The organism is Mycobacterium sp. 1164985.4, from assembly GCF_001668575.1.
Taxonomy (GTDB): domain Bacteria; phylum Actinomycetota; class Actinomycetes; order Mycobacteriales; family Mycobacteriaceae; genus Mycobacterium.
Map to the genome: position 1 here is coordinate 141,833 of NZ_LZMD01000074.1, position 25,483 is coordinate 167,315.

Genomic DNA, 25,483 nt, shown 5'->3' on the forward strand with positions numbered 1-25,483 from the left:
GCTCAGGCGTTCTGGTGGGTTTCTTCCCAGGCGCCATAACCGCCCAGGATGTCACTGACATCGGTGAACCCGTTGTGCCGCAACAGGCTTGCGGCCACTGAAGACCGGTAGCCTCCGGCACAGTAGACGACGGTCGGCTTGGCCGGATCGAGCTCGCTCAGCCGGGCAGGCAGCTGGCCCACCGGGATCTCGATCGCGTTCGGGATCGTCCCCGCCGCAACCTCACCTGGGTTGCGCACGTCGACGATTTGTAGATCGGACAATTCCGAAACGCGTTGGTCGAAGGCCTTCGCCGTCAATCGGGACGCGATCTGGACGTCGTCCTGATGCTCGAGCATCGCCTCGAACGGCCGGTCCAGGTAGCCGATGACGCGGTCGAACCCGATGCGGGCGAGTCGGTTCTTGCCCTCCAACTCGTGCCCCGGCTCGGTGAACAGCACGATATCGACATCCGAGGGCACAACCGATCCGGCGAACTCGGCATAGCGGCCCTCGAGCCCGATGTTGACCGCATGGCGGAGGTGGCCCTGGGCGAACTCCTCGGGGCTGCGTCCGTCGACCAGCACGGCGCCGGCCTCGATCGCGCCCATCACCTGCTCATAGGTCATCGCCATCGGCCTCTTGGTCTCGTCCAGCAGTTCACGGTCCTTCCGATTGAGGATCGCGTCATAGACGAAGTAGCTCGGCGCCGGTGGCTGGCCCTCGGTGACCAACTCCATGAAGGTCGCCTTGTCCGCGGCGCGCAGCGCGTAGTTCGTCTCCTTCTGCTCGCCCATGGTCGACCACAGGTCGGTCGAGAGGTTCTTGCCACAGGCCGAACCCGCGCCGTGCGCCGGATACACCCGGGTCGCGTCGGGCAGGGTCATCAGCTTGGTGTGCAGCGAGTCGTAGAGCTTGTCGGCCAACTCCTCACGGGTGAACCCGATCGAGGCCAATAGGTCCGGGCGGCCGACGTCACCGATGAACAGGGCGTCACCGGTCAGCACACCGTAGGGCACGTCATCGCCGGAATGTTCGTAGACGACGATGCTCATCGACTCGGGGGTGTGGCCGGGGGTGTGCAGGAACTGCAAGGTCACGTCGCCCAGCGAATACCGCTCGCCGTCGGCGACGCCCATCGACTCGAACTCGGTCTCGGCGACCGACGAGTAGACGATCTTTGCGCCCGTGGCCTTCGCCAGCTCCAGGTGGCCGGACAGGAAGTCGGCGTGGAAGTGGGTCTCGATGACGAGTTCGATGGTGAAGCCGAACTCCCTGGCATCGAACAGGTACTCCGAAACGTCGCGCTGTGGGTCGACAACGACTGCGCGCCCAGTGGTTTCGTCGGCAATCAAATACGACGCATGGGACAGGCAGTCCAGGTAGTACTGGATGAATTTCATGGCGGCAGCCCTTTCGTTCGTTCGGCGAGCCTTGTGGCATCCACGGTGCAGATACCCCTATGGGTATGTCAAGGGACCTTTGCCCCCAAAATATTCCGTCTCTTCATTTACCCCTGGGGGTATGTGTAACATGGTGCCAACATACCCCCCGTGGTATCGGGTTCGCTACCCGAGCCCAATCTGAAAGGACAGCCATATGACCGCGCCCGCCGTCATCGACTCACAGAAACTCGTCGACCTGCTCAACTCCCCGACACCGCCTCGGGTCCTCGACGTCCGAACCCCGGGCGAGTTCGACACCGCACATATCGCCGGTGCCTATAACGTGCCGCTGGATTTGTTGCGCGAACACCGCGACGAGATCGTCCAGCACCTCGACGAAGACGTCGTGCTGGTCTGCCGCTCAGGTCAGCGTGCCGCCCAGGCGGAGGAGACGCTGCGCACGGCAGGGCTGGCCAATATGCACATCCTCGCCGGCGGCATCACCGCATGGGAGGCCAAGGGATTCTCGGTCAACCGCGGGACCACACGTTGGGACCTCGAACGACAGGTCCGCCTGGCCGCAGGCGGCATCGTGCTCGCCAGCATCCTGGGCAGCATTGCCGTTCCCAAGCTCAAGTGGGTGGCCGGCGCCATCGGTGGCGGCCTCACGTTCGCGGCACTGTCCAACACGTGCGCCATGGGCATGATGTTGTCGAAGCTGCCCTACAACCGCGGGGCCACCTGCGACGCCCAGACGGTCGTGGCCCAACTCGTCGGCTCGGCTACCGCAGACAAGACGGTGGGCTAGCAGATCATGGTTGCGCTCGCCATCGGCCTTGCCGTCTTCGTGGGTGTTGCATTGGGGTCGCTCGGGGGCGGCGGTTCCATCCTGACCGTTCCGCTGTTGGCCTACATCGCCGGCATGGATGCCAAACAGGCGATCGCAACTTCGCTTCTGGTCGTCGGCGTTACCAGTGCGATCGGCGCCGTCTCGCACGCTCGGGCCGGGCGAGTGCAGTGGCGCACTGGTCTGATCTTCGGCGGAGCCGGGATGGCCGGCGCCTACGGAGGCGGACTGCTGGCCCGCTTCATCCCGGGCACCGTTCTTCTCATCGGTTTCGCCGCCATGATGGTCGCCACCGCCGTCGCGATGCTGCGCGGCCGCAAGAACGTCGAGAACACCGGCGGCGACCACCACCTGCCGATTCCGAAGATCATCGCGGAGGGCCTGGTCGTGGGGTTGGTGACCGGCCTTGTCGGTGCCGGGGGCGGCTTCCTCGTGGTGCCCGCGCTCGCCTTGCTCGGCGGCTTGCCGATGCCTGTGGCAGTCGGCACCTCGCTCGTCGTGATCGCGATGAAGTCGTTCGCGGGCCTCGGCGGCTATCTGTCCAGCGTTGCCATCGACTGGACGGTCGCGTCGGCGGTGACCGCCGCGGCCGTGGTGGGCGCCCTCATCGGCGCTCGGCTGACCGCGATGGTCAACCCCGATGCGCTGCGGCAGGCCTTCGGCTGGTTCGTACTCGTGATGTCCTCGGTCATCCTGGCTCAGGAGATCCACCTGAGCGTCGGGATCGCGGCCGCGGCGCTCACGTCGATCGCGGGTGGCCTGACGCTCGCGTGCACGCGTTACGCCCATTGCCCTCTGCGTCGCCTCACCGGCGCGGCCGCCTCCCGCAGGGCCCTCGCATGAACGCCGCCGATGCTGCCCCGGACTGCACTGCGTCGCCCGAAAATCGTTGCGCCGCAGCCGCTGACGAGGATGCGGTCGCCGTTGTGCTCAACCGGCTGCGCCGGGCCCAGGGACAGCTCGCCGGAGTGATCTCGATGATCGAACAAGGCCGGGACTGCCGGGACGTCGTGATCCAGTTGGCTGCGGTGACACGGGCGCTCGAAAAAGCCGGGTTGAAGATCCTCGTCACCGGCTTACGGGAGTGCCTGGCCGGCCAGACCTCGGATGGCCACCGACCGATGACGGAAGCCGAGTTGGAGAGGCTGTTTCTGGTCTTGGCCTGACCCCGCATTTTTCGGGCTTACCGGGAGTCACACCGTGTACAGGAGTAGCACGACCACCACGGCTGCCGCGAAACCGGTTGTGGCGGCGCCGATGAACAACACTTCCAACTGCGGAGTGAACGTGACCATCCGGCCGTTCACCATCTGGCTGTTCCTGATCCGCCGTGACCGCCGGTAGCCCAGGGCGAGGACCAGAAGTGCGAGCAGCATCGCGGTGATTGCCAGCATGGCCCGCGCCGGACCCAGAGACCCGTGTCGCGGCAACAGCACCAGCGCTCCGACAACAAGGAAGCCGAACGAGCTTCTCTCCCAGGACAGCACTGTGCGCTCGGCCGGAAGCCCCGGTCCTTTCGTCAGACGGCCGCGCATCTCACTGCGCCGATGGCGGCCAGACGACCAGCACAACGAGGACCACCATGGTGACGACGAAGAGCGCGCCGCCGAGTAGCAGCGGAACATGGGTCGGCGGTAGGTCCTCGCCCCGGCGCATCGCGGATTGAACCTGTTGCCAGCGCCGCACGGCCAACGCTGCCAGCAGACCACCGCTGGCGGTCAAGGCCACGCTGAGGCCGTGTCGCACCCCCGGGATCCCGAAGGACGGCACGAACTGGACGACGGCGATGCCACCGGCGATCAACGCCAGCGCCGTCCGGATCCACGCCAGGAAGGTCCGCTCGTTGGCCAACGTGAAGCGGTAATCCGGTTCCTCGCGCTCGGTACTCATCGAATCGCTTTCCCCTCGACGATGCGCCCCACGCGACCGGCGGTCCTCCCGCGCCATTGCTGCGGGGCGTCGGCGATCTTCGATCGCGCGGTCAGGTGGGCGGTGACCGCGGTCCGCAATCCTGACAGTTCCTCGTCCACATCGAGATGGGTGCCCACACGATGGGCCTCACCTCGGCGGTTGATCCCAGCGTTCGTCGGTAGAGGTGAAAGGCGGGCGCCGCATGCGGACATCGTAGGACTGTGCGCTGAAATGCGGGCACACGCTTTCGAGACTCTTCATGCCCTTCGGTTGAGAGCCCTGGATGAAACTGACAGGACACCGCGAGTAGGGCCCAGGCGCCATGGTCGGGGGCGGTACGGGCTGACCACCGGTTAGTGTGCTGTGGTCGGCCTTACGGACAAACCGGCAGAAAAGTTGAGTAGATCTATGACCGCAGCACCAGAGACGCCGGCGATCGAAGCGCGGGTCGGCCACTGGTACCAGATGGACGACAGCTACCTGGTCGGCCGCGAGAAGGTCCGCGAATACGCCCGTGCGGTGCAGGACTACCAACCTACGCATTGGGACGTCGCCGCCGCGGCTGAGCTGGGATATTCGGGTCTGGTCGCGCCGCTGACGTTCACGTCGGCCCCGGCTATGTCGTGCAACCGTCACATGTTCGAGCAGATCGTGGTCGGTTACGACACCTACCTGCAGACCGAGGAGGTCTTCGAGCAGCACCGCCCGATCGTGGCCGGCGACGAACTGGTCATCGACGTCGAGTTGACCTCGGTGCGCAGGATCGCCGGCCGGGATCTGATCACCGTGACCAACACCTTCACCGACACCGCCGGCGAGCGGGTGCACACACTGCACACCACCGTCGTGGGTCTGACCAGCGAAGACCTCGATCCGACGATCAAGACCGCCGTACACGCCAAGATGATGCACGACGTGGACATCCTTGCCGTCAGCGAGGCCGACAGCAGTTACGAGAGGTCCGTGCGGCCCGAGGGCGAGTTCCGGATCGCCGACGGTGGGCTGACCCGCGCACCTGGGACGCCGTCGTTCGACGAGCTGAAGGTCGGTGACGAGCTGCCGGTGCGCCACACGCGATTGTCCCGCGGCGACCTGGTCAACTACGCAGGCGTCGCCGGTGACGCAAATCCGATCCACTGGGACGAGGACATCGCCAAGCTGGCCGGGCTCCCGGACGTGATCGCCCACGGCATGCTCACCATGGGGCTCGGCGCCGGGTTCGTCTCCGCCTGGTCGGGCGACCCGGGCGCGGTGACGCGGTACGCGGTGCGGCTCTCCGCACCCGCGATCGTCTCCGCCGAGGAGGGCGCCGACATCGAGTTCAGCGGCAGGATCAAGTCGCTGGACCCCGAGACCCGCTCGGGCGTCATCGTGGTGGCGGCGAAATCGGCCGGCAAGAAGATCTTCGGCCTGGCGACGATGCACATCCGCTTCCGCTGACGCGCACCCGGCAGTGACTACCCGCCGCCGGGCGGAACGCGCAGACCCGAGCGTGCGACAAAACATCGGTGCCGTCGATGCTGGGTCCGATCAATTCCGTTCTGGCGGACCGTGAATCGCAGTCGCTGTTCGGGTTGGCCCACCTTGGTGCGGTGATCCATCCGGATCGTCGCGTCAGCAGAGCTGGAGGTTGGCGCGGCTGACGATGTCCATCGCCGCGCCGGTCGAGATGCCGAGGTCCGCGCTGACCATCTTGACGGCGTCCGGTGCCAGCACGCCGGAGCTGATGGCCGCGCAGGCCCGTTGCCCCTCGGTGAGCAACTCCTCCGCAGTCAGGAACGCGTACCGGGGTTGCAGCTCGCGCAGGTATTCGTCCTCCGACGCTGCGGCGGGTGCCGCCAGGACAACTCCGAGAGTCGCCAGCGCGGCCGCAACACGGACGATGAGGAGCATCTCGAACCTCCATCGGATCGGCTGGTTCCGTTCGTCAGGCAGGTCAATGGTATGCCTGCGACGATGCGCCCCGGGGAGCATTCAGCAAACATGGGTTCAAGCGCACGGCCGCGTGGTGCGGCGGTTGACCAGGTCGGAGCCGACCGGCGGGTCATGAGGCGTCCGACTGCCCCGGGCCGTTACCCCAGGGGGTATCCTTCCGGCATGTTCAGGTTGGCTAGACGCTCAGTGGCCAGGCATTCCCCGGCACGAATGCTCGTCGCGGCGTCGACGGTGACCGGCGTGATCTCGCTGGGCGCGTGTACGACGGAAGACACCCACCCGACGACCGCATCGCAACCGGAGACGGCGAGTGCCGCGCGGCTGGTGGACCCAGAGGAGTTCGCCGCAGCGATCGCCGAGCCCGATCGCGTGACAGTGAACGTTCACGTGCCCTTCGAGGGAGATATCCCCGGTACAGACCTGTCAATCCCGTTCGATCAGATCGCCGCACAAGCCGAGCGCCTCCCCGCCGATCGCAGCACTGCCCTGGCCATCTACTGCCGCTCCGGGCCGATGAGTACGGTTGCGGCCCAGACACTTCGCGATCTCGGCTACACCGATGTCGTCGAACTCCGCGGGGGCATGCGCGCGTGGCAATCCGGCGGTCGTCAGGTGAACGGCATCTGACCGATCGTGCTGGGGGGCGGCGCCTCAGGGCCTGGTGGTTGAAGTGGCGACCGCCTGTGGCTGAAGTCGGCCGGCGCGGTCCAGTCGGTAGAGCGCGAAAGCCGCCATCACCCCGATGGCGCTCAATACGAGCCACGTCAGCTCTGGCGCTCCGGCGTCGGCGGTCTTCTGCATGAGCGTTCCCGTGGCGAGATTGCCGACGAGAATTCCGATTCCGACGATGGTGTTGTAGAACCCGTAGTGCGTTCCGACCAACCGGCCGCCGGCCAGGGATACCACCGTGTCCATTTCGAATGGGAACACCGCGGCCGATCCGATTGCCAGCACTGCGGCACCGACGAGAAGTGCCATCACCGCTGCGATCTCGCCGGCACGGCTGCCGTCGGGCAGCACGGCCATCGGAATGAACGACGACGCGAGAACCAGCATGCCGATCACCAGGGAGTGCCCCGCCCCCCACCGCTTGGCGAACCACCGTGTGATCTTGAGCTGGCCTGCGACCGCGACCAGTCCGGAGATGACGAAAACACCCGCGACCACGAGCGCTTCGGCATTCGGCAGCAGATCCTTGGCCTGTAGGGGTAGCGCCAGATAGACCTGGAAGGAGAGCACATACGAGCCGACCATCGCCACCGCGAAGAGCAGGAAGGACCGGTTGGCCACGACCGTTCGCCAGTCCTCCAATATCGAGGAGGCTTCCCGGGGCTGGGTGGCGTTGTGCTGCGGGAGCGCAAAGAGCTGCGCGATTGTCAGAGCCGCAAAGATCGCGGCCGCCGCGGCCGCTGCAATGCGAAAATCGAGGACCATCAACGCCAGGCCGACCACCGGACCGGCAAGGATGCCCCCCTGGTAAAAGACGTTGAACAGGGCGAAGGCTTCGACACGACGGGGACCGGCATCGGCGGCGAGGTACGCGCGCACTGCCGGATTGAACAGTGCTCCGGCGAATCCTGTTGCCGCCGAGGCGATTAGGACGGTGGGCAACGAGTCGGCGATGATCAGGAGGCCGAAGCCGACGGTGCGCAGCAGACAACCGGCGACGATGAGCGGCTTGTATCCGATGCGGTCGGCCAACGTTCCGCCGACGATGAACATGCCCTGCTGAGAGAAGTTGCGCACGCCCAGGACCAGACCGACGGCCCAGGCGGCCAGCCCGAGCGGCCCCGCAAGGTATCCGGCCAGGTAGGGCATCAGCATGTAGAAGCCCAGGTTGATGCCGAACTGGTTGATCATCAGCAGCCGGCTCGGCCACCCGAAATTGCGGAATTCGGCGACAAGGCTCCTCATCGCATCGCCTCTACCGGATCCACGATCGTGGCGCACCGTGTCCACGAGGACACCACACGTTGTCTTGGGTCATCGATGACCGCCGGTTCGGCGGGAGGTGTTTCGCCGAGGAGACCGTGCTCGCGGCAGAAATCGTCGTTGTAGATGGTGTCGAAGTAGCGTTGTGGGCCGTCGGGGAAGATCGCCGCGATCGTCATATCCGCCGGATGGCTGCGGGCCGCCCAGCCGGCGACCAGAGCCACCGCGCCGACACTCCAACCGCCACTGGCGTAGTGGGTGGCCGCCATCGTGCGACATGCCCACACGGCTTCGGCAGGGGCAACCCAGTGGACCTCGTTGAAGGCCCCGTAGTCGACGTTTCCCGGATAGATGCTCGACCCCAGGCCGCGCATCAGTCGTGTCGAGGCTGGTTGGCCGAAGATGGTGGAGCCCACCGTGTCGACCCCGATCAATTGCATGTCGGGGTTGAACTCCCGCAACACCCGCGCCACGCCGGCCGAGTGACCGCCGGTACCGACCGAGCACACCAGCACGTCGACGGTGCCGAGTTGAGCGTGCAATTCCAGAGCCAGCCCACGGTACGCGTCGACGTTGTCGGGGTTGTTGTACTGATCCGGATACCACGCACCTTCCTCGGCGGCCAGCACCTGCAGCACCCGGTCACGGCGCGCCTGCTGCCAACCGCCGTCGGGATGCGGCTCGGTCACCAGGTCGACATCGGCGCCGTACGCCCGCAGCATTCGCTGGATGATCGGCTCCATGCCGGGATCGGTCACCAGGGTGACCGGATGCCGATAGACCGTGCCGGCCAGCGCGAGGCCCAAACCCAATGTACCGCTGGTCGATTCGACTATTCGGCGGCCTGGCCGGAGCGCACCGCTGGCCCGCGCACGCTCCACCATGTACATGGCCGGACGGTCCTTCATGCCACCGGGACTGAAGCCCTCGAGCTTGGCCCAGAAGCCTCGATGAGCCGGCGCAAAGGGTTCTGCAATGCGCAACACCGGGGTGTGGCCGACCATGGTGCCCGGGCGGTCATAGCGGCCCAGGCATCTTTGACCAGGAGTATGTGGTTTCAGAGTATGAAGGGACAGAACGTGATTCATCTACGTGCATCGCTTCTGTGTCGAGCCGCGCAAATCGGTACGCGGCAGCTGAAAGGGGGCGACGGTCACCGACCGTGCCGCAACCAGGCGGCGTGGTCTGACGCCACCGGATCAGCGTCGCGCGATGCAGAGACGGGTGAGCAGCACCCGGCCGGACAGAACGGAAGGTCGCGACTTGGGCGGACCGCGGATGGCAGCCAGTGCCGGTTGATGCCAGCACACCGCGACAACCGCGAGCGCGGCAATCAGCCCCAACAGGACGAGTGAGGTGGACGCTCGCGGAAGAACCGCCTCGGCGAGCGCATCCGGGGGCAACGTGGGCGACGCATCACCGATGTGCTGATGATCGATGACGGCCGGGTGATCGCCGACGAGAGCCGACGAAAGTCCATGCGGCCCATGCGCCGTGGTGACCTCGTCGACCGGCAGCGTCCACTGGGCGGCGACGGTGACGAGCCACAACGCCATGCCCAGCGCGATCGCCGCGCCGGTCCGCGACGCCCGGACGGCCATCTGGTATCTCACAATGTTCCCGAGGGTAGCAGCGCAACGGCGATCGGCTTCCTCACCCAAAGACCTGACGCCATCTCGTTATCGGGACGCGACACCAGTGCATCCGCATACCTGCGAAGGCCTGGTCAAAGCGTGTGCAGCGCCCGCGACGTCCTCCGTGAACCACGCCGTGCGATCCGGTCCATCGCTGTTGAGCGATCGGGCTTCTTTATCAAATCTTCAGGGAACGACTACAGCACTCCTATGGCCGTTCGAGAAGACTTGGCGACAAATCGGTGCGTGATGGACGTGGAGGATGTGTGGTGAAGGTGAACAGGCCCAGCGCGATCGGAGCGGCGGTGCTGGCCGCGGTGTCTGTAGTCGCGGCGTGCGGCAACTCTGCGACCAACCAAGAGACGGCATCCGCCGCTCCCACTCAAACCGTGAGTACAGCGCCGGCAGCAGACCACAATCATGCCGACGTGATGTTTGCCCACCACATGATCCCGCATCACCAGCAAGCGGTAGAGATGAGCGACATGATCCTGCAAAAGCAGGGCATCGACCCGCGGGTAGCCGACATGGCGAGGCAGATCAAGGATGCGCAGGGCCCGGAGATCGAGCAGATGCAGGGTTGGCTCGACCAGTGGGGTATGCCCGGAATGCCCGGGCCGGGCGGAATGCCCGGGCCGAAAGGCACCGGTGGCAACATGCCCCCTGGGCATGGCGGAATGCATGGTTCGGGCACCGAAACCGTCTCTCCGCCGGCATCGCCGGGGCCGAGCGGGTCAATGATGCCGAGCATGGGAAACATGCCGGGCATGGAAGGGATGATGTCGCCGGCCGATATGCAGGCCCTGCAGAACGCTCAGGGCGTCGAGGCCAGCAAGCTCTTTCTCACCCAGATGATTCGGCACCACCAGGGCGCAATCACCATGGCGCAGAACGAGGTCGACAACGGTCAGTTCCCCGACGGCGTCGCGCTGGCCAAATCGATGGTGAGCAGCCAGCAGAAGGAGATCGACACGATGAACGAGATACTCAAGTCGCTGTAGTGGCCCGCACGGTCGCGGATACGTTGTCACCACCCGACGGCGTAGTGCGTCGAGTCAGGAGCTGACCGTCGGCGAGGCTTGATGCTTGTCGAAGGCATGGGCTCCGATCACTGGATGTAGGGGCACCGTCACGATGAAGGTGGTCCCTTCTCCGGGTCCGCGGCTGGTCGCGCTGATGTGGCCGCCATGGGCCTCGGTCAGCGCCTTGGCGATTGCCAACCCGATCCCCGCACCACCCCGGTCACGGTCTCGGGCGGTGTCTGCCCGGTAGAAGCGCTCAAAGAGGTGTGGCAGATGTTCGGCGGCGACGCCCTCGCCGTCGTCGGAAACGGTGAAGACCACATCGGTGCCGACAGTCCCGACAGCGAGGGTGACGTGGCCGCCGGCCGGAGTGTGCCGGAGAGCGTTGTCGAGCAGATTCCCGATCACCTGGGTCAGGCGCTGGCGGTCACCCCATAGTCGGGGCGCGTCATCGAGTCGAACCCTCAGCGCCACACCAGCTTCGGTGTAGCGATCGGCGAACGCGGCACGCACCGTGCCGATCAGCTGACCGGGGTCGACCCACTCGGGTGCGATGGTGGTGTGGGCCTCCTCGGCTTGCGCGAGGGCGGCGGCGTCCGCCGAGAACCGCACCAGTCGGCCGGTCTGCTCACGCAGCATTGCGACGGTCTGTGCGTCGAGGGTTCTCACACCGTCCTCGACGGCCTCCAGGTAGGCCTCGAGCACCGCCACCGGGGTACGGATCTCGTGGGCCAGGTCGCCGAACAACCGGCGGCGGGTCGATTCGACCGACTGAAGCCGTTGCGCCATCTGGTTGAACGCGGTTGCCAGCCCATCGAATTCATCGCCCAGTCGTGGTGGTGTCACCCGGATGTCGTAGCGGCCCTCGGCAACGGTCGCCGCCGCCGCAGATATCTCGGCGACCGAGCGCTGCACGCGCCGGCTCAGATATACGGTGACCACGAGCGCGGTCAAGGCCGCCACCGCGATAGCGGTCCCGACCGAAATAGCCGTGGCGTGGCGGTAGGCCTGTTCGGCGTGGAACTGCTCACTGGAGTTGTGTGGCACACCCGCCTGATGGAGGTGGTCACGGAACAGCGGCGGGCCGACCAGTGAGGCCACCACCCAGGTCGTGACGCCGACGGCGAGCAACACCAGTCCCTGCGCCAACAGCAACCGGCGGAGCATCCCGGTACCCGTCGACGCCCTCACTGCCCGGTCCCCATCCGGTACCCCACTCCGCGAACAGTGAACACGAAGCTGGGCTCGGCAGGGTCGTCACCCAGTTTGCGCCGAAGATGTCCGACGTGGACATCGACGAGGTGGCGGTTGCCGACCCATGTCTCCCCCCAAACTGCTTCGATGAGCTGCCGGCGGCTCCACACCACACCAGGGCGTGACGACAGCACGGCGAGAATGTCGAACTCAGTGCGCGTCAACGCAATCAACTGGCCACCGAGATACACCTGTCTGCCCGCGACATCGATCGACAGAGGGCCAAACACCCGCGGTGCCGGCACCTCGGCGCTCATCGACCCCGTTGCCGGGTCAGGTGCGCCGACGGTGCGAGGCCGACGCAGCATGGCGCGGATCCGCGCGACCAACTCCCGTGGACTGAACGGCTTGGTCATGTAGTCGTCGGCGCCGACCGAGAGGCCGACGATCGTATCGACCTCGGTGTCGCGGGCGGTCAGCATCACGACGTAAGCGTCGGAGAACGTCCGCAGCTGCCGACAGACCTCGACCCCGTCGATCCCCGGCAGGCCGAGATCCAACACCACCACATCCGGGTCGACCTCACGTGCCACGTCGAGCGCTTCGCCTCCCGTGTGGCGCACCGTGACGTCGAAATGCTCCCGCTCGAGATAGCTCGCCACCACTTCCGCCAGCGGCGCCTCATCATCGACGACCAGCGCGCGGTAGCCGGAATCCGCAGTGCAGGCGGACGATTGCGCGGCGGTATCCATCACCCCATCGTGCCGCTCAACCGCCCGCTTCTGGGCTGTTGACGAAATCTTCACACAACCATCATCAAACCGTTCTGGCGCTACCGGACCGCGGCCGGAGATGGTGGTCGCCGGCCGGCATCGCCCTCAGGCGAGGACCACGCGGTCCCACACCCGATGTTCGCCCAGCCCGTCGATCAGCGACTGGGCGAGGGTCGCGGAATCCGAGCCGGAGAACACTCCCGGCCCTTCGGTCGGAACCGCAGCGGCGGCGGCGAGCTCGGTGCCCTGCGGCAGCACGGCGATCGCCTTGTGGTGCCGGAATGCCTCGTCGACAATGGTTTTCGCCTTGACGTCGGCCGGTGACCCGGCGATGAGGATCGCATCGAACTCGACCGAGCGAGCGGTCGCATAGGTGCGAGAGACGGGCACGGCGCCGCCGTCGTGCTCCAGCGTGCCGCCATGGGCGGCGACGACGAAGGGCACGTTCTTGGCGTTCGCGATCGCGGTGACAGCGGCCGCCACACCGGCCAGATCCGTGTCGGGGCCGGTGAGTACGCCGATCTGTCGACCCTCGACGGGCCACTCCTCTCCGACCTGGGCCACTGCGGGGCTCAGCACGTCGGGATCCGCGGGAGGCACGGTCGGCGCGGGCGCCTCGAGACCCAACCCCGCCGCGACGGTCGCGCACAGCTCGGCGTCGATGTTCGCCAACGCCGCGAGCTGGCGCTCCTTGACTGCTTGTTCGTAGCACTTGCCCAGCTCGAACGTATAGGCCTCCGCGATGTGCTCTTGTTCGGCTCGGCTGAGGCTGCGGTAGAACAGCGTGACCTGGCTGAAATGGTCGTCATAGGTGGCCGGGGCGGCCCGCCGCTTCGTCGACTCGGGGACCACAGTCGGCACCTCGATGAATGCGCCGGTGTCCGCGCCGGCAAGGAACGGGCAGCCGCCGTCGAGGGAGTTCGGCTTGTACGGCGCGACGCCGGGATGCACGCCCTGCTGGTGGAACCCGTCGCGGAACATGTCGTTGACCGGCGCGTGCGGCCGATTGATCGGGATCTGGCCGAAATTCGGACCGGCGAGCCGGGTGATCTGCGTGTCGAGGTAGGAGAAGAGCCGCGCCTGCAGAAGCGGGTCGTCGGTGATGTCGATGCCCGGCACCAGGTGCCCCGGGTGAAACGCCACCTGCTCGGTCTCGGCGAAGAAGTTGGTGACGTTGCGGTTGAGCTGAAGCGTCCCGATGATCTGCACCGGAGCCAGTTCCTCCGGGACGATCTTCGTCGGGTCGAGCAGGTCGATGCCCTCGAACATCTGCTCGGGGGTGTCCGGCAGCACCTGCACACCGAGATCCCACTCGGGGTAGACGCCCTTCTCGATCGCGTCAGCGAGGTCGCGCCGATGGAAATCGGGATCGACCCCCGCGGTGATCTGGGCCTCCTCCCAGACCTGCGAATGCACGCCGAGTCGCGGCTTCCAGTGGAACTTCACCAGCGAAGTCGACCCGTCCGGTCCGGTCAGCCGAAACGTGTGGACGCCGAAGCCTTCCATCATCCGGTAGGACCGCGGAATCCCGCGGTCGGACATGTTCCACATGGTGTGCGCCTGGGCTTCGGTGTGCAGCGATACGAAGTCCCAGAAGGTGTCGTGAGCGCTCTGCGCCTGCGGGATCTCCCGGTCCGGATGCGGCTTGGCGGCGTGCACGACGTCGGGGAACTTGATGCCGTCCTGGATGAAGAACACCGGGATGTTGTTGCCGACGAGATCGAAGGTGCCCTGGTGTGTATAGAACTTGGTGGCGAACCCGCGGGTGTCACGCACCGTATCGGCCGATCCGCGAGAACCGAGCACCGTCGAGAAGCGAACGAAGACGTCGGTCTCTTCGCCGGACCGCAGGAATTCCGCTTTGCAGATCTTCTCGGCCGCCCCGTTGGCGCGGAACACGCCGTGCGCGGCGGCGCCGCGTGCGTGCACCACCCGCTCCGGAATGCGTTCGTGGTCGAAGTGCGTGATCTTCTCGCGGAGGTGGTGGTCCTGCAACAGCGTCGGCCCGCGCTCACCGGCTTTGAGGGAGTGGTCCGTGTCGTACAACCGCGCTCCCTGGGCGGTGGTGAGGTATGCCTCCTGCTGGCCACGGGCGGTCAACGGGCCGTCGACGGGAGCGCCCGTTGCCGTGCGCAGCTCGGGCGCAACCTGATCGGCCTTCGGCGGCAGCGGCTCGCGCGGGGCGGTCGGCTCGTCGAACGACGGCGCCTCAGGACCGGGCGCGCCGGGTATGTAGGACGGATTGTGCTGTTCGGCCCTACCATCGCGCTTCAACTCTTCGTTGCCGATCAGCGCCCCCGCCGCCTCCTTGGCCTTGCCCTTGGCCTCCTCGACGATTCCCTTGACTGCTTCCTTCGGTGCGCGGTCGTCGGCCATCAAGCTCTCCTCAATCCTGGCGGTTCGGGGTCCGAGCACGCTCGTCGCGTGACCCCCGCGGGAGGTTTCCCTTAGGACGCCACTCGAAACCTGACCCCACCATCCGCGCGTGGACGAGGTGTCCGATCAACCGTCCTCGGACCGCAGCAGGGTCCGCACCTCGGTGCGCGTTCCATACGGGCGCAGCATCCGGCTCGCCGGCCGCGGACGCACGTTCAGCGGCCACCAGAACCAGCGGCCGAGCAGGGCCGCGATGGACGGAGTCATGAAGGAGCGCACGATCAACGTGTCGAACAACAGCCCCATGCCGATCGTCGTGCCTATTTGGCCGAGCACGACGAGGTCGCTGAAGATGAACGACGACATCGTCGCGGCGAAGACGAGCCCCGCCGCGGTGACCACGCTGCCGGTCCCGGCCATCGCCCGGATGATGCCGGTGTTGAGCCCCGCGCCGATCTCCTCCTTGAACCGCGAGATCAACAGCAGGTTGTAGTCCGCCCCCACGGCCAGCAGCAGGATGACGGCCAGCGCCAACACGATCCAATAGAGCTGGATCCCGAAGATGTACTGCCACACCAGAACCGACAAGCCGAACGATGCACCCAGCGACAGCGCGACGGTCCCGACGATCACGACCGCGGCCACCAGGCTGCGGGTGATGAACATCATGATCAACAGGATGAGCGCCATCGCCGCCAGCGCGACGATCAGCAGGTCGTACTTGGCCCCGTCCTGGATGTCCTTGTAGGTCGATGCGGTCCCGGCGACGTAGATCTTCGCGTCCGACAACGGGGTGGCCTTGATCGCATCGAACGCGGAGTCCTTGATCGCGTTGATGTGCGAAATCCCCTCCGGCGTAGCGGGTTTACCCTCATGGGTGATGATCATCCGCGCGGCCTTGCCGTCCGGCGAGAGGAACAGCTTCAAGCCGCGTTTGAAGTCGGGGTTGTCGAACGCCTCCGGCGGCAGATAGAACGTGTCGTCGTTCTTGGCCAGATCGAACGCCTGGCCCATCGCCGTCGAATTCTTCAGCGCCTCGTCGCTTTGGGCGTTGATACCCGTGGTGGTGGCGTAGTTCGACAGGGTGAGGTCGCGGTTGCGCTCCTGAATGGCGATCTGCGGAGGCAGCAGCGCGACCAGTTGCGGTTGCAGAGCGTCGAGCTTGTCCAAGCTCGCCGTGATGGTGCCGAATTGGTCTGCGAGCAGGGCGATCCCGTCCAGCGAATCGAACACCGATCTCAGTGCCGAGCACATCGGAATGTCGAAACAGTGTGGCTCCCAGTAGAAATAGTTGCGTATCGGCCGGAACTGGTCGTCGAAGTTGGCCAGCTTGTCACGCAGGTCTTCCACGATCGTCACCGTGTCGTGAAACGCCTGCGTCTGCTCATGCGTCGCGGCCGCGCTGGCCTGCTGCAACGCCACCTGCTGTTTGAGGATGTCGATGGTGTTGCTGATCTCGTTGGCCTGCTTGAGCAGATCGGCCCCTCGCGCCTGCTGGTAGCTCAGGTTCATGATCTGGCTGGCGCTCTGGGCGCTGATCTGAAAAGGGATGGAGCTGTGGCTGATCGGCGTTCCCAGCGGCCTGGTGATCGACTGCACGAGGTTGACACCCTTGGTGTGCAGGACGGCCTTGGCGACGCGCTCGAGGATGAGCATGTCGGCGGGATTACGCATGTCGTGATCGGTCTCGATCATCAACAGTTCCGGGTTGAGACGCGCCTCGGAGAAGTGCCGCTCGGCGGCCGTGTAACCCTCGACCGCGGGCGCCGACGCGGGCAGGTACGGACGCGCGTCGTAGCTGGTCTTGTAGCCCGGCAGCGCGAGAAGGCCGACGAGGGCGAGCAGCGTCGCGACCGCGAGGATCGGGCCGGGCCACCGCACGATCGCGGTGCCGATGCGGCGCCAACCACGGACGCGGGTCGCATGTTTGGGCTCCATGAGCCCGAACCGGGTGGCGATCAGAAGGACTGCCGGCCCCAGCGTGATCGCGGCCGCCAGCGTCACGAGGACTCCGATGGCGGCGGGGATGCCGAGCGTCTGGAAGTACGGCAGCCGGGTGAAGGCGAGGCAGGCCACCGCACCGGCGATCGTCAGCCCCGATCCGAGGATGACGTGGATGGTCCCGCGATACATGTCGTAGTACGCGGAGACTCGGTCCATGCCCTTGTTGCGCGCCTCGTGATAGCGGCCCGCCACGAAGATCGCGTAGTCGGTGCCAGCCGCGATCGCGAGCAACGTCAACAGGTTTGTCGCATACGTCGTCAGGCCGATGAGCCCGGAATCCGCGAGTACCGCCACGACACCTCGGGCTGCGGCGAGTTCGACGAACACCGTGACGAGCATGATCAGCGTCGTCAGGATGGACCGGTAGACGATGAGCAGCATCACCGCGATGACGAGGAAGGTGATGGCGGTGACCTTGTGGGTGCCTTCGCTGCCGACTTCGAAGTTGTCGGTGATGAGCGGTGCCGCGCCGGTCACGTAGACCCGCAGGCCGGGCGGCGGCGGTGTGTTGTCGACGATATCGCGCACCGCGTCGACGGACTCGTTGGCCAGCGCCTCGCCCTGGTTACCGGAGAGGTACAGCTGCACCAGGGCGGCCTTGCCGTCCTTGCTCTGCGAACCGCCCGCCGTCAGCGGATCCCCCCAGAAGTCCTGGATGTGCTCGACGTGCTTGGTGTCGGCCGCCAGCCGACGCACCAACCCGTCGTAGTACTCGTGTGCCTCTGCACCCAAGGGCGAATCGCTCTCGAGCACGATCATCGCGGCGCTGTCGGAATCGAATTCGTCGAAGACCTGTCCGATGTGGCGCATCGCCATGATCGACGGTGAATCGGCGGCGTTCAGCGACACCGACCGCTCCGCGCCCACCACTTCGAGCTGTGGTCCCACGACGTTGGTGATCGCGGCCACCGCGACCCAGATCAACAGGATGGGAAGGGCCAGGCGGCGAATGAGACGCGCGGGCCGCGAACCCATCGGCGCAGCGTCGGATCGATGCACCCCCTCGTCGGTGTTCTGCGCGGTCACGCCGTCTTGTCCAGGCATGAGATGTATCCATTCACGTTGTCGGAGGACCTTTCGTCCTTGACCACCCCGTTGACGGTGATGCGGCATCCGATGACCGAACCGTCGCCTTGCGCACGCAGGTCGACGAAGAGGGTGGGTTCATCGGTGACCAACTCGTGCGACCACGGCAGGGGTGCATCGTCGACGCGCTGGGGTTGAGCGTCGATGTCGAGGAAGTTGATCGTGGCGACGGAGCCGGGAGTGCCGAAGATCTCCAGCAGAACGCGTTTGGGGTTGAAGCCCGTGTTCTCCAGGGCCTCGGCGCCGGTCTTGGACACGACGTTGTTGGACCCGAATATGCCGTGCAGGCGGTAGATGCTGAAGGCGACGAGCGCCACGACGACAACCGCGACCACGATCGTCCACCGCCGGCGCACGAGTCTTCCCACCGAGAAGCCGCTCACCGGCGCCCCTTTCGACGGCTACCACGATCTGGCCTCGGGAATGGCGACTCGACGAACAACGGAGGCCAACTCGGAACGGTACGGTACCGTACTGCCTGTCGCAACCGTTATCCTCGACGGGCCCGTAGTGGCGCCCGCGTAATTTGGAAGCGGGGCGGTGAGGAGTGAGCGTGAAGTCCGGATCCAGCAACGCCGAGTCGGCTACACCGTCGGGCTCGCGCTGGACCCCGCGCGAGGCCGAGCTGCTTGCCATCACGCTCCAGCTGTTACAACAGCACGGCTACGACCGGCTGTCGGTGGAAGCCGTTGCCACGCAGGCGAAAGCGAGCAAAGCGACGGTGTACCGCCGCTGGCCGTCGAAATCGGATTTGGTGCTGGCCGCATTCATCGAGGGCACGCGCATGACCAACGTCCCCCCGAACACCGGATCATTGCGCGGGGACCTGCTGGCGCTGGGTGAAGCGGTGTGCCGGCAGGCGTGCGAACACGGCAGCACGATGCGGGCCGTCCTCAACGAGATGTCGCACAATCCGCGGCTGAGTGAGGCCATGCAGAACGAGTTCGTCCATCAGCGCAAGATGGTGATCAACAAGGTCCTCGACGATGCGATCGGGCGCGGCGAGATCGACGGGTCGAAGCTCAACGACGAGATCTACGACCTGCTCCCCGGATACCTGGTGTTCCGTTCGCTGGTCTCCGGGCGGCCCCCGACCGACGAGACCGTCCGCGTCCTGGTCGACGAGGTGTTGCTGCCCAGCCTGAAGTGATGCGGTTCCGCAGAAGTCGCCGTAGCCGGGGCCGTCTCGTTTAGCCTCCCTGTGAACGCGCCGCTCGACCGTGGGACCGGAGGACTGTCGTGAGCACGTACCTGCCGGACTCCACTGTGGAGAACAGGACACTGACGAAAGTCACCCGGCGACTGATCCCGTTCCTGGTGTTGCTCTACATCGTCAACTATCTCGACCGCGTCAACATCGCGTTCGCCGGGCCGAACGGGATGAACGACGAGCTCGGCATGAGCGCGAAGATGTTCGGCTTCGCCTCGGGCATCTTCTTTCTGGGCTATCTGCTGCTCGAGGTGCCCAGCAACATCGCCCTGCACAGGTTCGGCGGCCGCCGCTGGCTCGCGCGGATCATGGTCAGCTGGGGAATCATCAGCGCCGCAATCGCTTTCGTACCCAACGCCGAGACGCTCATCGTCCTACGCTTCCTGCTCGGCGTGGCCGAGGCGGGCTTCTTCCCCGGCATCATCCTCTATCTCACGTTCTGGTTCCCCGAGAAGCAGCGGTCGCGGGCGGTCTCACTGTTCATGGTCGCCGTACCCGTCTCGACAGCGGTCGGATCGACGATCTCATCGCTGATCATCGATTGGGGCCACGGAGTGTTCGGACTCGCCGGCTGGCGATTCATGTTCCTGGTCGAGGGGCTGCCCGCTGTCATACTCGGCGTGATCTGCTGGTTCTACCTCAACGACAGGCCCGGTGCCGCGGACTGGCTACGCTCCGATGAGAAGCGCTGGCTGGAAGGGACTTTGGACCACGAGCGCGTGGCCGCCGAGAGCGCCGGCCACTGGCCGCTGAAGAAGGCGCTGACTCATCCGCGGATCCTGGCCCTGGCTTTCATCTACTTCGGGATCACCTACGGGCTCTACGCGGTCGGCTTCTTCTTGCCCACCATCGTCGCCGGGTTTCAGGAGGAGTACGGCGTCCATCTCGACGTGATCCAGCGCGGGCTGGTCACGTCGATCCCGTACGTGGTGGCCGCGATCGTCATGGTGCCCTGGGCGTGGCACTCCGACCGCACGGGCGAGCGCGTATGGCATGTCGCGATTCCCGCGATCGTCGGCGGTATCGCCATTCCCGCGGCCCTGTACATGACCGACGTCTACCTCGCGATGTTGGCCGTCACGCTGTGCACCTGCGCGGTCATGTGCGCGCTACCCGTGTTCTGGTCTCTACCATCGGCTTTTCTCACCGGGGCCGCGGCGGCCGGTGGTATCGCGCTGATCAACTCGCTCGGCAATCTGAGCGGGTTCGGCGGTCCGTACATCACCGGCTGGCTGACCGACCTGACCGGCAACAGCAGGGTGGCGTTGTGGGTGGTGGGCACGCTGTCGTTGGCGGCCGCCGCCCTGGTCGTCGCGCTGGGCAGCAGGCGCGCGGCCCGGGAGTAGCGCCGCTTCAGCAGTCGCCGTCGGCGGGAAGACCGGCGAGCACTCCGTCGATAATCTCGGCGGCCGTACGGGCGGCCTGTTCGCTGTCACCCGCGGCGATATGTTCCAGCAGCACACCGTGATCGACGACTTCGACCGCGGCGTCCTGCCCGCTGGCGACACTGGCTGTGATGGCCTCCATCAGCCCCCGGTACAGCTCGGTGAGCGTGGCGTTGTGCGAGCTGCGCACGACGGCCAGGTGGAATTCGGCGTCGGCGCGGGCGAATTCGTCGGTGTCTCCCCCGGCCAGGCATGCGTCGCGGTGATCCAGTAGCGCGCGCAGCTCGGCCAGGTCGTCTTCGGTGCGGTGCGCCGCGGCCGCCCTGGCGCCCTCGACCTCGAGCGCGCGCCGCACCGCGAGCACCTCGCGCCACTCGGCACCGCAGAGCCGACGCAGCGCACCCGACACCTCGCTGGTAGCCCGGACATAGGTGCCGTCGCCCTGCCGCACCTCGAGGATGCCTGCGTGCGCCAGAGCCCGCACCGCCTCGCGCACGGTGTTGCGGCCGACGCCGAGCGATCCGACCAGGTCCGTCTCGTTGGGTATTCGCTGCCCGACCGGCCACTCGCCGCGGGTGACCGAGGCCCGCAACTGTTCGATGACCTGCTCGACGAGGCCGGTCCGCCGCGCGGTGACCAACGGCACAGAGACATCCTTTCAACCAATCATGGGATGTATGGCAGATTAGCAGGATGCGCGTCGATCAGCGGGACGAAGACACAGAGCTGTCGACGATGCGTCCGGCGACGAGCGTCGCCGCCTCGGATCCGGCCCCGATTCCGCTGGTCGCCGGCGGTGCGCTATTGGCGGTGGCCGTCGTCCTGACCGCCCTCAACCTGCGGCCCGCCGTCACCAGCGTCGCGCCGCTGCTCGGTGAGATGCGGGCCGAACTCGGGGTCTCGGCGACATGGGCCGGACTTCTCACCACGCTGCCCGCTCTGTGCTTCGCGGTCGCGGGACTCACCGCGCCCCGCCTGGCCGCCCGCATCGGACTCGGACGCACCGTCTCCGCAGCCCTGGCGGCGATCACCGTCGGGCTGGTCGCCCGCACCCTCGACGGTCCGCACACCGTGATCGCGGCGACCCTGGTCGCCTGCGCGGGCATCGCGTTGGCCAACGTGTTGATCCCCGTCGTGATCAAGGGGTCGTTCCCCGCTCGCGTCGGCCTGATGACCGGGATCTACACCGCCGCGCTGCAAGGCGGCGGTGCGCTCGGGTCGGCGGTGACGCCCGGACTGGAGGATCCGCTCGGCGGGTGGCGCGCCGCGCTGGCCGCGTGGGCCGCGGTCTCCCTCGTCGCACTGGCCGCCTGGTTGCCGACATCGCGGCGGCATGGCGGCACGTGGGCTGCGCACACCACCCCCGTCGGCGGGCGACGCTCACTGCTGCGAAACCGGTTGGCGTGGACGGTCACGCTGTTCTTCGGCTGCCAGTCGTTGATGGCCTACATCGTGATGGGTTGGCTGCCACAGGTGTTCATCGACAACGGGGTCGACAAGACGCAGGCCGGCCTGCTCGTCGGGCTCACATCGCTGGTCGGCGTGCCCATCGCGTTGGTGATCGCACCGTTGGCCGCGCGCAGCCGCGGGCAGAGTGCATGGATCGTCGGCCTGGGCGCCGTGGGCCTGATGGGCACGCTCGGGCTGATGCTCGCCCCCGCCGCGCAACCCCTGTTGTGGAGCGTGCTGATCGGCATCGGCATGGGCGTGTTCGCGTTGGCGCTCGCGGTCATCGCGCTGCGCGCGCGCAACGCCGCAGACACCGCCCAATTATCCGGAATGGCACAGGGATTCGGCTATCTTATCGCGGGCATCGGCCCATTCCTGTTCGGCCTTCTGCACGACGTCACGCACGGCTGGACGGTGCCCTGGGTGATGTTCGGCGGGGTGTACGTGGTGCAGATCGTGCTCGGTGCGCTGGCCGGCCGCCCGCGTTACGTCTGATCGCTCAACGCGTCAGCGCCGCGTCGAAGAACGCAAGCTCCAGCTGCATCGCCCGCCGGTAGGCCGTTCGCGCCGCGGGGATGTCGCGGGCCTGCCGATCGAGCAGCCGTTCCAGTAGCGACGCCACCTCGTCGAAACCGGGATCGGCGTAGGTCTGCACCCATTGCGCGTACGGGCCGGCGGTGTCGCTGTCGAGCGTGACCCCGATGTGCGCGTACAGCCGCATGCACGGTGTCATCGCCGCGCACACCACCCCGACCTCGGCGGTGGCGGCGGTGGCCAACAGGAACTCGGTGTAGGCCAGCGTCGCGGCGGCGGGTTCGACGCCGGTCGTGTCGATACCCCACGACGCGGCGTAGGACGCGTGTAAGCCGAGTTCCTCGCGCACTCCGGCGAGAAGGTCCGCGAAGGCCAGCAGGGTGTCCGTATCCGAACTCCGTGCGAGTGCCAGACCATATGCGCGAGCGAAGGATTCGAGGAAGAACGCGTCCTGTGCGATGTAGCCGGCGAACAGGTCACGGTCCAGCGAGCCGTCTCCGATCCCCAGCACGAACGGGTTGGCCATCACCTCGGCCACCACGTCGGCGTTCTCCGCCCACAGCTGCGCTGCCAGGGACATGCCACCTCCACGCGATCGGCAAGACGCCACGGACTCTAGTCGCGGTGGGTGGTGTGATGGGGCTCAGGCGGTGAGCCGCATCTCCTCGCCGGGGTGCGAGCTGATCGTCACGACGACCGTGCCGCTGCCGGTGGCGAACGTGGCGTTGGCGTAACCGATGAAGCCGTAGTGTCCATCGATGCGCGACACCGCGGTGATGTCGTCACTTCCCGATGCACCGGTGTCGAGGTTCTTCCACGCGGCGGTCACGGTCAGCGCGCAGGAGCCGTCGTATATTCCGGCGTCGTAGTTGATGGCCACGCGCACACCGTCGTCGGAGCGGCCATCGATCTGCACCGGCACCACCTGCGCATCGGCGCGTACGCTGCCGCCGCACGTCGGGGACGCGACGACGGGCACAGGGTCCAGCTGTGCGGCGGCGTCGGCATGTGCCGTCGCCGCAGCTGACCATGGCGCGACGAGCGCGAGCGCGAGTGCGCCGAGGGCACGGAAGGAGGCCATGTCTCGCTTATCGACGGTGACCAGGCCGGCGTTAGCCGTAGCGCGCGTCAGGTCCGGTCGGACCAGCGGAACACCGCAAGGCACCCGACGAGTCCCGCGACGCTCCACGCCGCCAGCACTACGAAGATGCGCCAGTGCTCCCAGCTGCCCGCCGGTTCCAGCGCGACCATCTCCGCAGGCAGAAGCACCGAGCGGAACCCCTGGGCCATCCACTTCACCGGGAACAGCGAGCCGATCACCAGCATCCAGGCCGGCAGGATCATCAGCGGTACGTACGTCCCCGAGACGAACTGAAGTGCCACTGACGGGCCATTGGTGAGGACCGCGGCCGACACCGCGTTGCTCGCCAGGTTGCTGATGAAGATGCCCAGCAGCGAGCAGCTGACGACGCCGAGTATCGATACCCACGCGAGGGTGAACCACCCGAACGCGTCGGTCGGCAGGCGCAGGCCGAAGACGAACACGCCCACGATCAACAGCAGGACGGCCTCGGCGAAGCTGACAACGGCGACCAACGCGATCTTGCCGATGAAGTACGAGGACGCGGTCGCCGGTGTGCCCCGCAGCCGACGCAGCGCTCCGGTGTCCCGATCGGCGGCGATGCTGATGCCGAGGTTGACGAACGACGTCGACAGGATGCCGTAGGCGAGCATGCTCGCCGCGATCACCGCACCGGTGCTGGTCTGATTGTCGGGCAGCTTCGCCGAGAAGATGGAACCGAGCAGCAGGCAGATCACGGCGGGCATGGAGAACGTCAGGACCATCTGTTCGGGCCTGCGGTAGAACATCTTCAGTTCGGGGACGATCCGTGACCACCCGATACGCACCGCCGACGGAACGGTGCGCTCCGCGGCGGCGCGGTGGCGCGGCGGGGAAGCGGCTGTGATGTGTTGGGTGTCCGTCATGGGTGGCCGATCAAATGCAGGTAGGCGTCTTCGAGCGTGGGCCGGCTGATGGTCAGCTGGGCCAATTCCGCACCGTCACGGCTGTGGCGCCGCACCAGTTCGGTCGGGAAGTCCGTTGTCTCGACGCGGAATTCGTCGCCGTCGAACCACCGCACGGTGGCCGCGGAGCTGACGTGTTCGGTCAGCCGGCCCGGCGAGTCGACCGCCACGACCCGGCCGTCGGCGATCACGGCGACGCGGTCGGCCAGTGCTGCGGCCTCTTCGAGGTAGTGGGTGGTCAGTAGGACGGTGGTGCCGTCGGCGGCCAGCAGCTTGATGAGTTGCCAGAACTGCCGCCGCGCTTCGGGGTCGAAACCCGTTGTGGGCTCGTCGAGGAACAGCAGTTCGGGTCGGCCGATGATGCCGAGCGCGACGTCGAGGCGACGGCGTTGCCCACCGGAGAGCGTCCGCACCCGCGAGCCCGCGACGCCGCCGAGGCCGACGAGTTCCAACACCTCGTGTGCGCCGCGGGCGATGCTGTAGCAGCTGGTGAACATCTGCACCGTCTCGCGCACCGTGAGCATCCCGGCGTCACTGACCTCCTGCAGCACGATGCCGATCCGGGCCCGCCAGCCCCGCCCCGCGGCGCCGGGGTCCTCACCCAGCACGCGCACGGTACCGGAGTCGCGGGTTCGGTTGCCTTCCAGGATCTCTATGGTCGTGGACTTGCCGGCGCCGTTGGGGCCGAGGATGGCGAAGATCTCGCCGTGGTCGACGTCGAGGTCGAGGTCGCGAACCGCCGGGGTCTGTCCGTAGGCCTTCGAAAGTCCCCGCACGTACACCGCCGTCGAACTGGCCATCG

Annotated in this window: 27 protein-coding genes; 9 read left to right on the forward strand and 18 right to left on the reverse strand. The window is 66.6% G+C overall.

What is annotated here, in order from left to right; translation table 11 throughout:
* Positions 1 to 2 precede the first annotated feature (2 nt).
* Positions 3 to 1,382, reverse strand: coding sequence for an MBL fold metallo-hydrolase (locus A5650_RS15580; protein WP_067083485.1), 1,380 nt, complete (start codon positions 1,380 to 1,382; stop codon positions 3 to 5).
* Between the two features lie 196 nt (positions 1,383 to 1,578).
* Here A5650_RS15580 and A5650_RS15585 point away from each other — a divergent pair, with 196 nt between their 5' ends.
* Genes A5650_RS15585 through A5650_RS15595 form a run of 3 tightly spaced genes read left to right on the forward strand, consistent with a single transcriptional unit; the run spans position 1,579 to position 3,377 of the window.
* Complete coding sequence (locus tag A5650_RS15585) at positions 1,579 to 2,172, forward strand: rhodanese-like domain-containing protein (RefSeq protein ID WP_067083483.1); 594 nt, start codon at positions 1,579 to 1,581, stop codon at positions 2,170 to 2,172.
* Positions 2,173 to 2,178: 6 nt separating this feature from the next.
* The gene (locus A5650_RS15590) at positions 2,179 to 3,054 is read left to right on the forward strand and encodes a sulfite exporter TauE/SafE family protein (protein WP_067083482.1); all 876 of its coding nucleotides are present in this window, start codon (positions 2,179 to 2,181) and stop codon (positions 3,052 to 3,054) included.
* Complete coding sequence (locus A5650_RS15595; RefSeq protein WP_082950778.1) at positions 3,051 to 3,377, forward strand: metal-sensitive transcriptional regulator; 327 nt, start codon at positions 3,051 to 3,053, stop codon at positions 3,375 to 3,377. Before A5650_RS15590 ends, A5650_RS15595 begins: the two co-directional genes overlap by 4 nt.
* 27 nt (positions 3,378 to 3,404) lie before the next feature.
* On the opposite strand, the gene A5650_RS15600 is transcribed toward A5650_RS15595, so the two are convergent.
* The 3 genes from A5650_RS15600 to A5650_RS26845 are packed head-to-tail and all read right to left on the reverse strand — an operon-like array spanning position 3,405 to position 4,259.
* Positions 3,405 to 3,746: a DUF202 domain-containing protein gene (locus tag A5650_RS15600; RefSeq protein WP_067083480.1), complete on the reverse strand. Its 342-nt coding sequence runs from the start codon at positions 3,744 to 3,746 to the stop codon at positions 3,405 to 3,407.
* A gap of 1 nt (position 3,747) precedes the next feature.
* On the reverse strand, positions 3,748 to 4,101 hold the full coding sequence (locus tag A5650_RS15605) for a YidH family protein (protein WP_067083478.1): 354 nt from the start codon (positions 4,099 to 4,101) through the stop codon (positions 3,748 to 3,750).
* Positions 4,098 to 4,259: a hypothetical protein gene (locus A5650_RS26845; protein ID WP_156613655.1), complete on the reverse strand. Its 162-nt coding sequence runs from the start codon at positions 4,257 to 4,259 to the stop codon at positions 4,098 to 4,100. Before A5650_RS26845 ends, A5650_RS15605 begins: the two co-directional genes overlap by 4 nt.
* A 271-nt stretch (positions 4,260 to 4,530) precedes the next feature.
* On the opposite strand from A5650_RS26845, the gene A5650_RS15610 reads away from it, so the two are divergent.
* Positions 4,531 to 5,562: a fused (3R)-hydroxyacyl-ACP dehydratase subunits HadA/HadB gene (locus A5650_RS15610; RefSeq protein WP_067083477.1), complete on the forward strand. Its 1,032-nt coding sequence runs from the start codon at positions 4,531 to 4,533 to the stop codon at positions 5,560 to 5,562.
* Between the two features lie 174 nt (positions 5,563 to 5,736).
* Here A5650_RS15610 and A5650_RS15615 read toward each other — a convergent pair whose 3' ends face one another.
* Complete coding sequence (locus A5650_RS15615) at positions 5,737 to 6,015, reverse strand: DUF732 domain-containing protein (protein WP_067083515.1); 279 nt, start codon at positions 6,013 to 6,015, stop codon at positions 5,737 to 5,739.
* A gap of 204 nt (positions 6,016 to 6,219) precedes the next feature.
* Here A5650_RS15615 and A5650_RS15620 point away from each other — a divergent pair, with 204 nt between their 5' ends.
* Positions 6,220 to 6,684: a rhodanese-like domain-containing protein gene (locus A5650_RS15620; RefSeq protein ID WP_067083475.1), complete on the forward strand. Its 465-nt coding sequence runs from the start codon at positions 6,220 to 6,222 to the stop codon at positions 6,682 to 6,684.
* Positions 6,685 to 6,708: 24 nt separating this feature from the next.
* On the opposite strand, the gene A5650_RS15625 is transcribed toward A5650_RS15620, so the two are convergent.
* The 3 genes from A5650_RS15625 to lpqS all read right to left on the reverse strand — a co-directional run bounded on the left by A5650_RS15625 (position 6,709) and on the right by lpqS (position 9,602).
* A complete protein-coding gene (locus tag A5650_RS15625; protein ID WP_067293081.1) occupies positions 6,709 to 7,971 on the reverse strand; it encodes an MDR family MFS transporter in 1,263 nt (420 codons plus the stop codon).
* The gene (locus A5650_RS15630) at positions 7,968 to 9,077 is read right to left on the reverse strand and encodes a PLP-dependent cysteine synthase family protein (RefSeq protein ID WP_067083472.1); all 1,110 of its coding nucleotides are present in this window, start codon (positions 9,075 to 9,077) and stop codon (positions 7,968 to 7,970) included. The genes A5650_RS15625 and A5650_RS15630 overlap by 4 nt, the downstream gene beginning before the upstream one ends.
* A 111-nt stretch (positions 9,078 to 9,188) precedes the next feature.
* Positions 9,189 to 9,602 (reverse strand): putative copper homeostasis (lipo)protein LpqS, encoded by a 414-nt coding sequence (lpqS, locus tag A5650_RS15635; RefSeq protein WP_231983337.1) that lies wholly within the window; start codon positions 9,600 to 9,602, stop codon positions 9,189 to 9,191.
* Between the two features lie 290 nt (positions 9,603 to 9,892).
* On the opposite strand from lpqS, the gene A5650_RS15640 reads away from it, so the two are divergent.
* Entirely contained in the window at positions 9,893 to 10,624 is a 732-nt protein-coding gene (locus A5650_RS15640; RefSeq protein ID WP_067083514.1) for a DUF305 domain-containing protein, read from the forward strand.
* 54 nt (positions 10,625 to 10,678) lie between these two features.
* Here A5650_RS15640 and A5650_RS15645 read toward each other — a convergent pair whose 3' ends face one another.
* From A5650_RS15645 to A5650_RS15665, 5 genes are all read right to left on the reverse strand, one after another.
* Positions 10,679 to 11,812, reverse strand: a complete 1,134-nt coding sequence (locus tag A5650_RS15645) for a sensor histidine kinase (protein WP_082950779.1) — start codon at positions 11,810 to 11,812, stop codon at positions 10,679 to 10,681.
* Positions 11,813 to 11,832: 20 nt separating this feature from the next.
* Positions 11,833 to 12,591: a response regulator gene (locus tag A5650_RS15650; protein ID WP_067083467.1), complete on the reverse strand. Its 759-nt coding sequence runs from the start codon at positions 12,589 to 12,591 to the stop codon at positions 11,833 to 11,835.
* A gap of 126 nt (positions 12,592 to 12,717) precedes the next feature.
* Positions 12,718 to 14,988: a catalase gene (locus A5650_RS15655; RefSeq protein WP_067293085.1), complete on the reverse strand. Its 2,271-nt coding sequence runs from the start codon at positions 14,986 to 14,988 to the stop codon at positions 12,718 to 12,720.
* Between the two features lie 126 nt (positions 14,989 to 15,114).
* Entirely contained in the window at positions 15,115 to 17,967 is a 2,853-nt protein-coding gene (locus tag A5650_RS15660; RefSeq protein WP_067293247.1) for an MMPL/RND family transporter, read from the reverse strand.
* Positions 17,968 to 18,014: 47 nt separating this feature from the next.
* Positions 18,015 to 18,461, reverse strand: a complete 447-nt coding sequence (locus A5650_RS15665) for an MmpS family transport accessory protein (protein ID WP_067293088.1) — start codon at positions 18,459 to 18,461, stop codon at positions 18,015 to 18,017.
* Positions 18,462 to 18,631: 170 nt separating this feature from the next.
* Here A5650_RS15665 and A5650_RS15670 point away from each other — a divergent pair, with 170 nt between their 5' ends.
* Both A5650_RS15670 and A5650_RS15675 read left to right on the forward strand, forming a co-directional pair.
* Complete coding sequence (locus A5650_RS15670; protein ID WP_156744148.1) at positions 18,632 to 19,228, forward strand: TetR/AcrR family transcriptional regulator; 597 nt, start codon at positions 18,632 to 18,634, stop codon at positions 19,226 to 19,228.
* Positions 19,229 to 19,317: 89 nt separating this feature from the next.
* Complete coding sequence (locus A5650_RS15675; protein ID WP_067293097.1) at positions 19,318 to 20,634, forward strand: MFS transporter; 1,317 nt, start codon at positions 19,318 to 19,320, stop codon at positions 20,632 to 20,634.
* A 7-nt stretch (positions 20,635 to 20,641) separates the two neighbouring features.
* Here A5650_RS15675 and A5650_RS15680 read toward each other — a convergent pair whose 3' ends face one another.
* The gene (locus A5650_RS15680) at positions 20,642 to 21,319 is read right to left on the reverse strand and encodes a FadR/GntR family transcriptional regulator (protein ID WP_067293100.1); all 678 of its coding nucleotides are present in this window, start codon (positions 21,317 to 21,319) and stop codon (positions 20,642 to 20,644) included.
* A gap of 89 nt (positions 21,320 to 21,408) precedes the next feature.
* Between A5650_RS15680 and A5650_RS15685 the strand changes: the two genes are divergently transcribed.
* Positions 21,409 to 22,617: a CynX/NimT family MFS transporter gene (locus A5650_RS15685; RefSeq protein WP_067293251.1), complete on the forward strand. Its 1,209-nt coding sequence runs from the start codon at positions 21,409 to 21,411 to the stop codon at positions 22,615 to 22,617.
* Positions 22,618 to 22,621: 4 nt separating this feature from the next.
* Here the strand turns inward: A5650_RS15685 and A5650_RS15690 are convergent, their stop codons facing one another.
* From A5650_RS15690 to A5650_RS15705, 4 genes are all read right to left on the reverse strand, one after another.
* The gene (locus A5650_RS15690) at positions 22,622 to 23,236 is read right to left on the reverse strand and encodes a TenA family protein (RefSeq protein ID WP_067293103.1); all 615 of its coding nucleotides are present in this window, start codon (positions 23,234 to 23,236) and stop codon (positions 22,622 to 22,624) included.
* A 63-nt stretch (positions 23,237 to 23,299) separates the two neighbouring features.
* Positions 23,300 to 23,737, reverse strand: a complete 438-nt coding sequence (locus A5650_RS15695) for a hypothetical protein (RefSeq protein WP_067293106.1) — start codon at positions 23,735 to 23,737, stop codon at positions 23,300 to 23,302.
* 47 nt (positions 23,738 to 23,784) lie between these two features.
* Positions 23,785 to 24,642 carry an ABC transporter permease gene (locus A5650_RS15700; RefSeq protein WP_067293111.1) on the reverse strand — a complete coding sequence of 286 codons (858 nt, stop codon included), beginning with the start codon at positions 24,640 to 24,642 and terminating at the stop codon, positions 23,785 to 23,787.
* Positions 24,639 to 25,481 (reverse strand): ABC transporter ATP-binding protein, encoded by an 843-nt coding sequence (locus A5650_RS15705; protein WP_067293113.1) that lies wholly within the window; start codon positions 25,479 to 25,481, stop codon positions 24,639 to 24,641. The genes A5650_RS15700 and A5650_RS15705 overlap by 4 nt, the downstream gene beginning before the upstream one ends.
* Between the last annotated feature and the right edge of the window lie 2 nt (positions 25,482 to 25,483).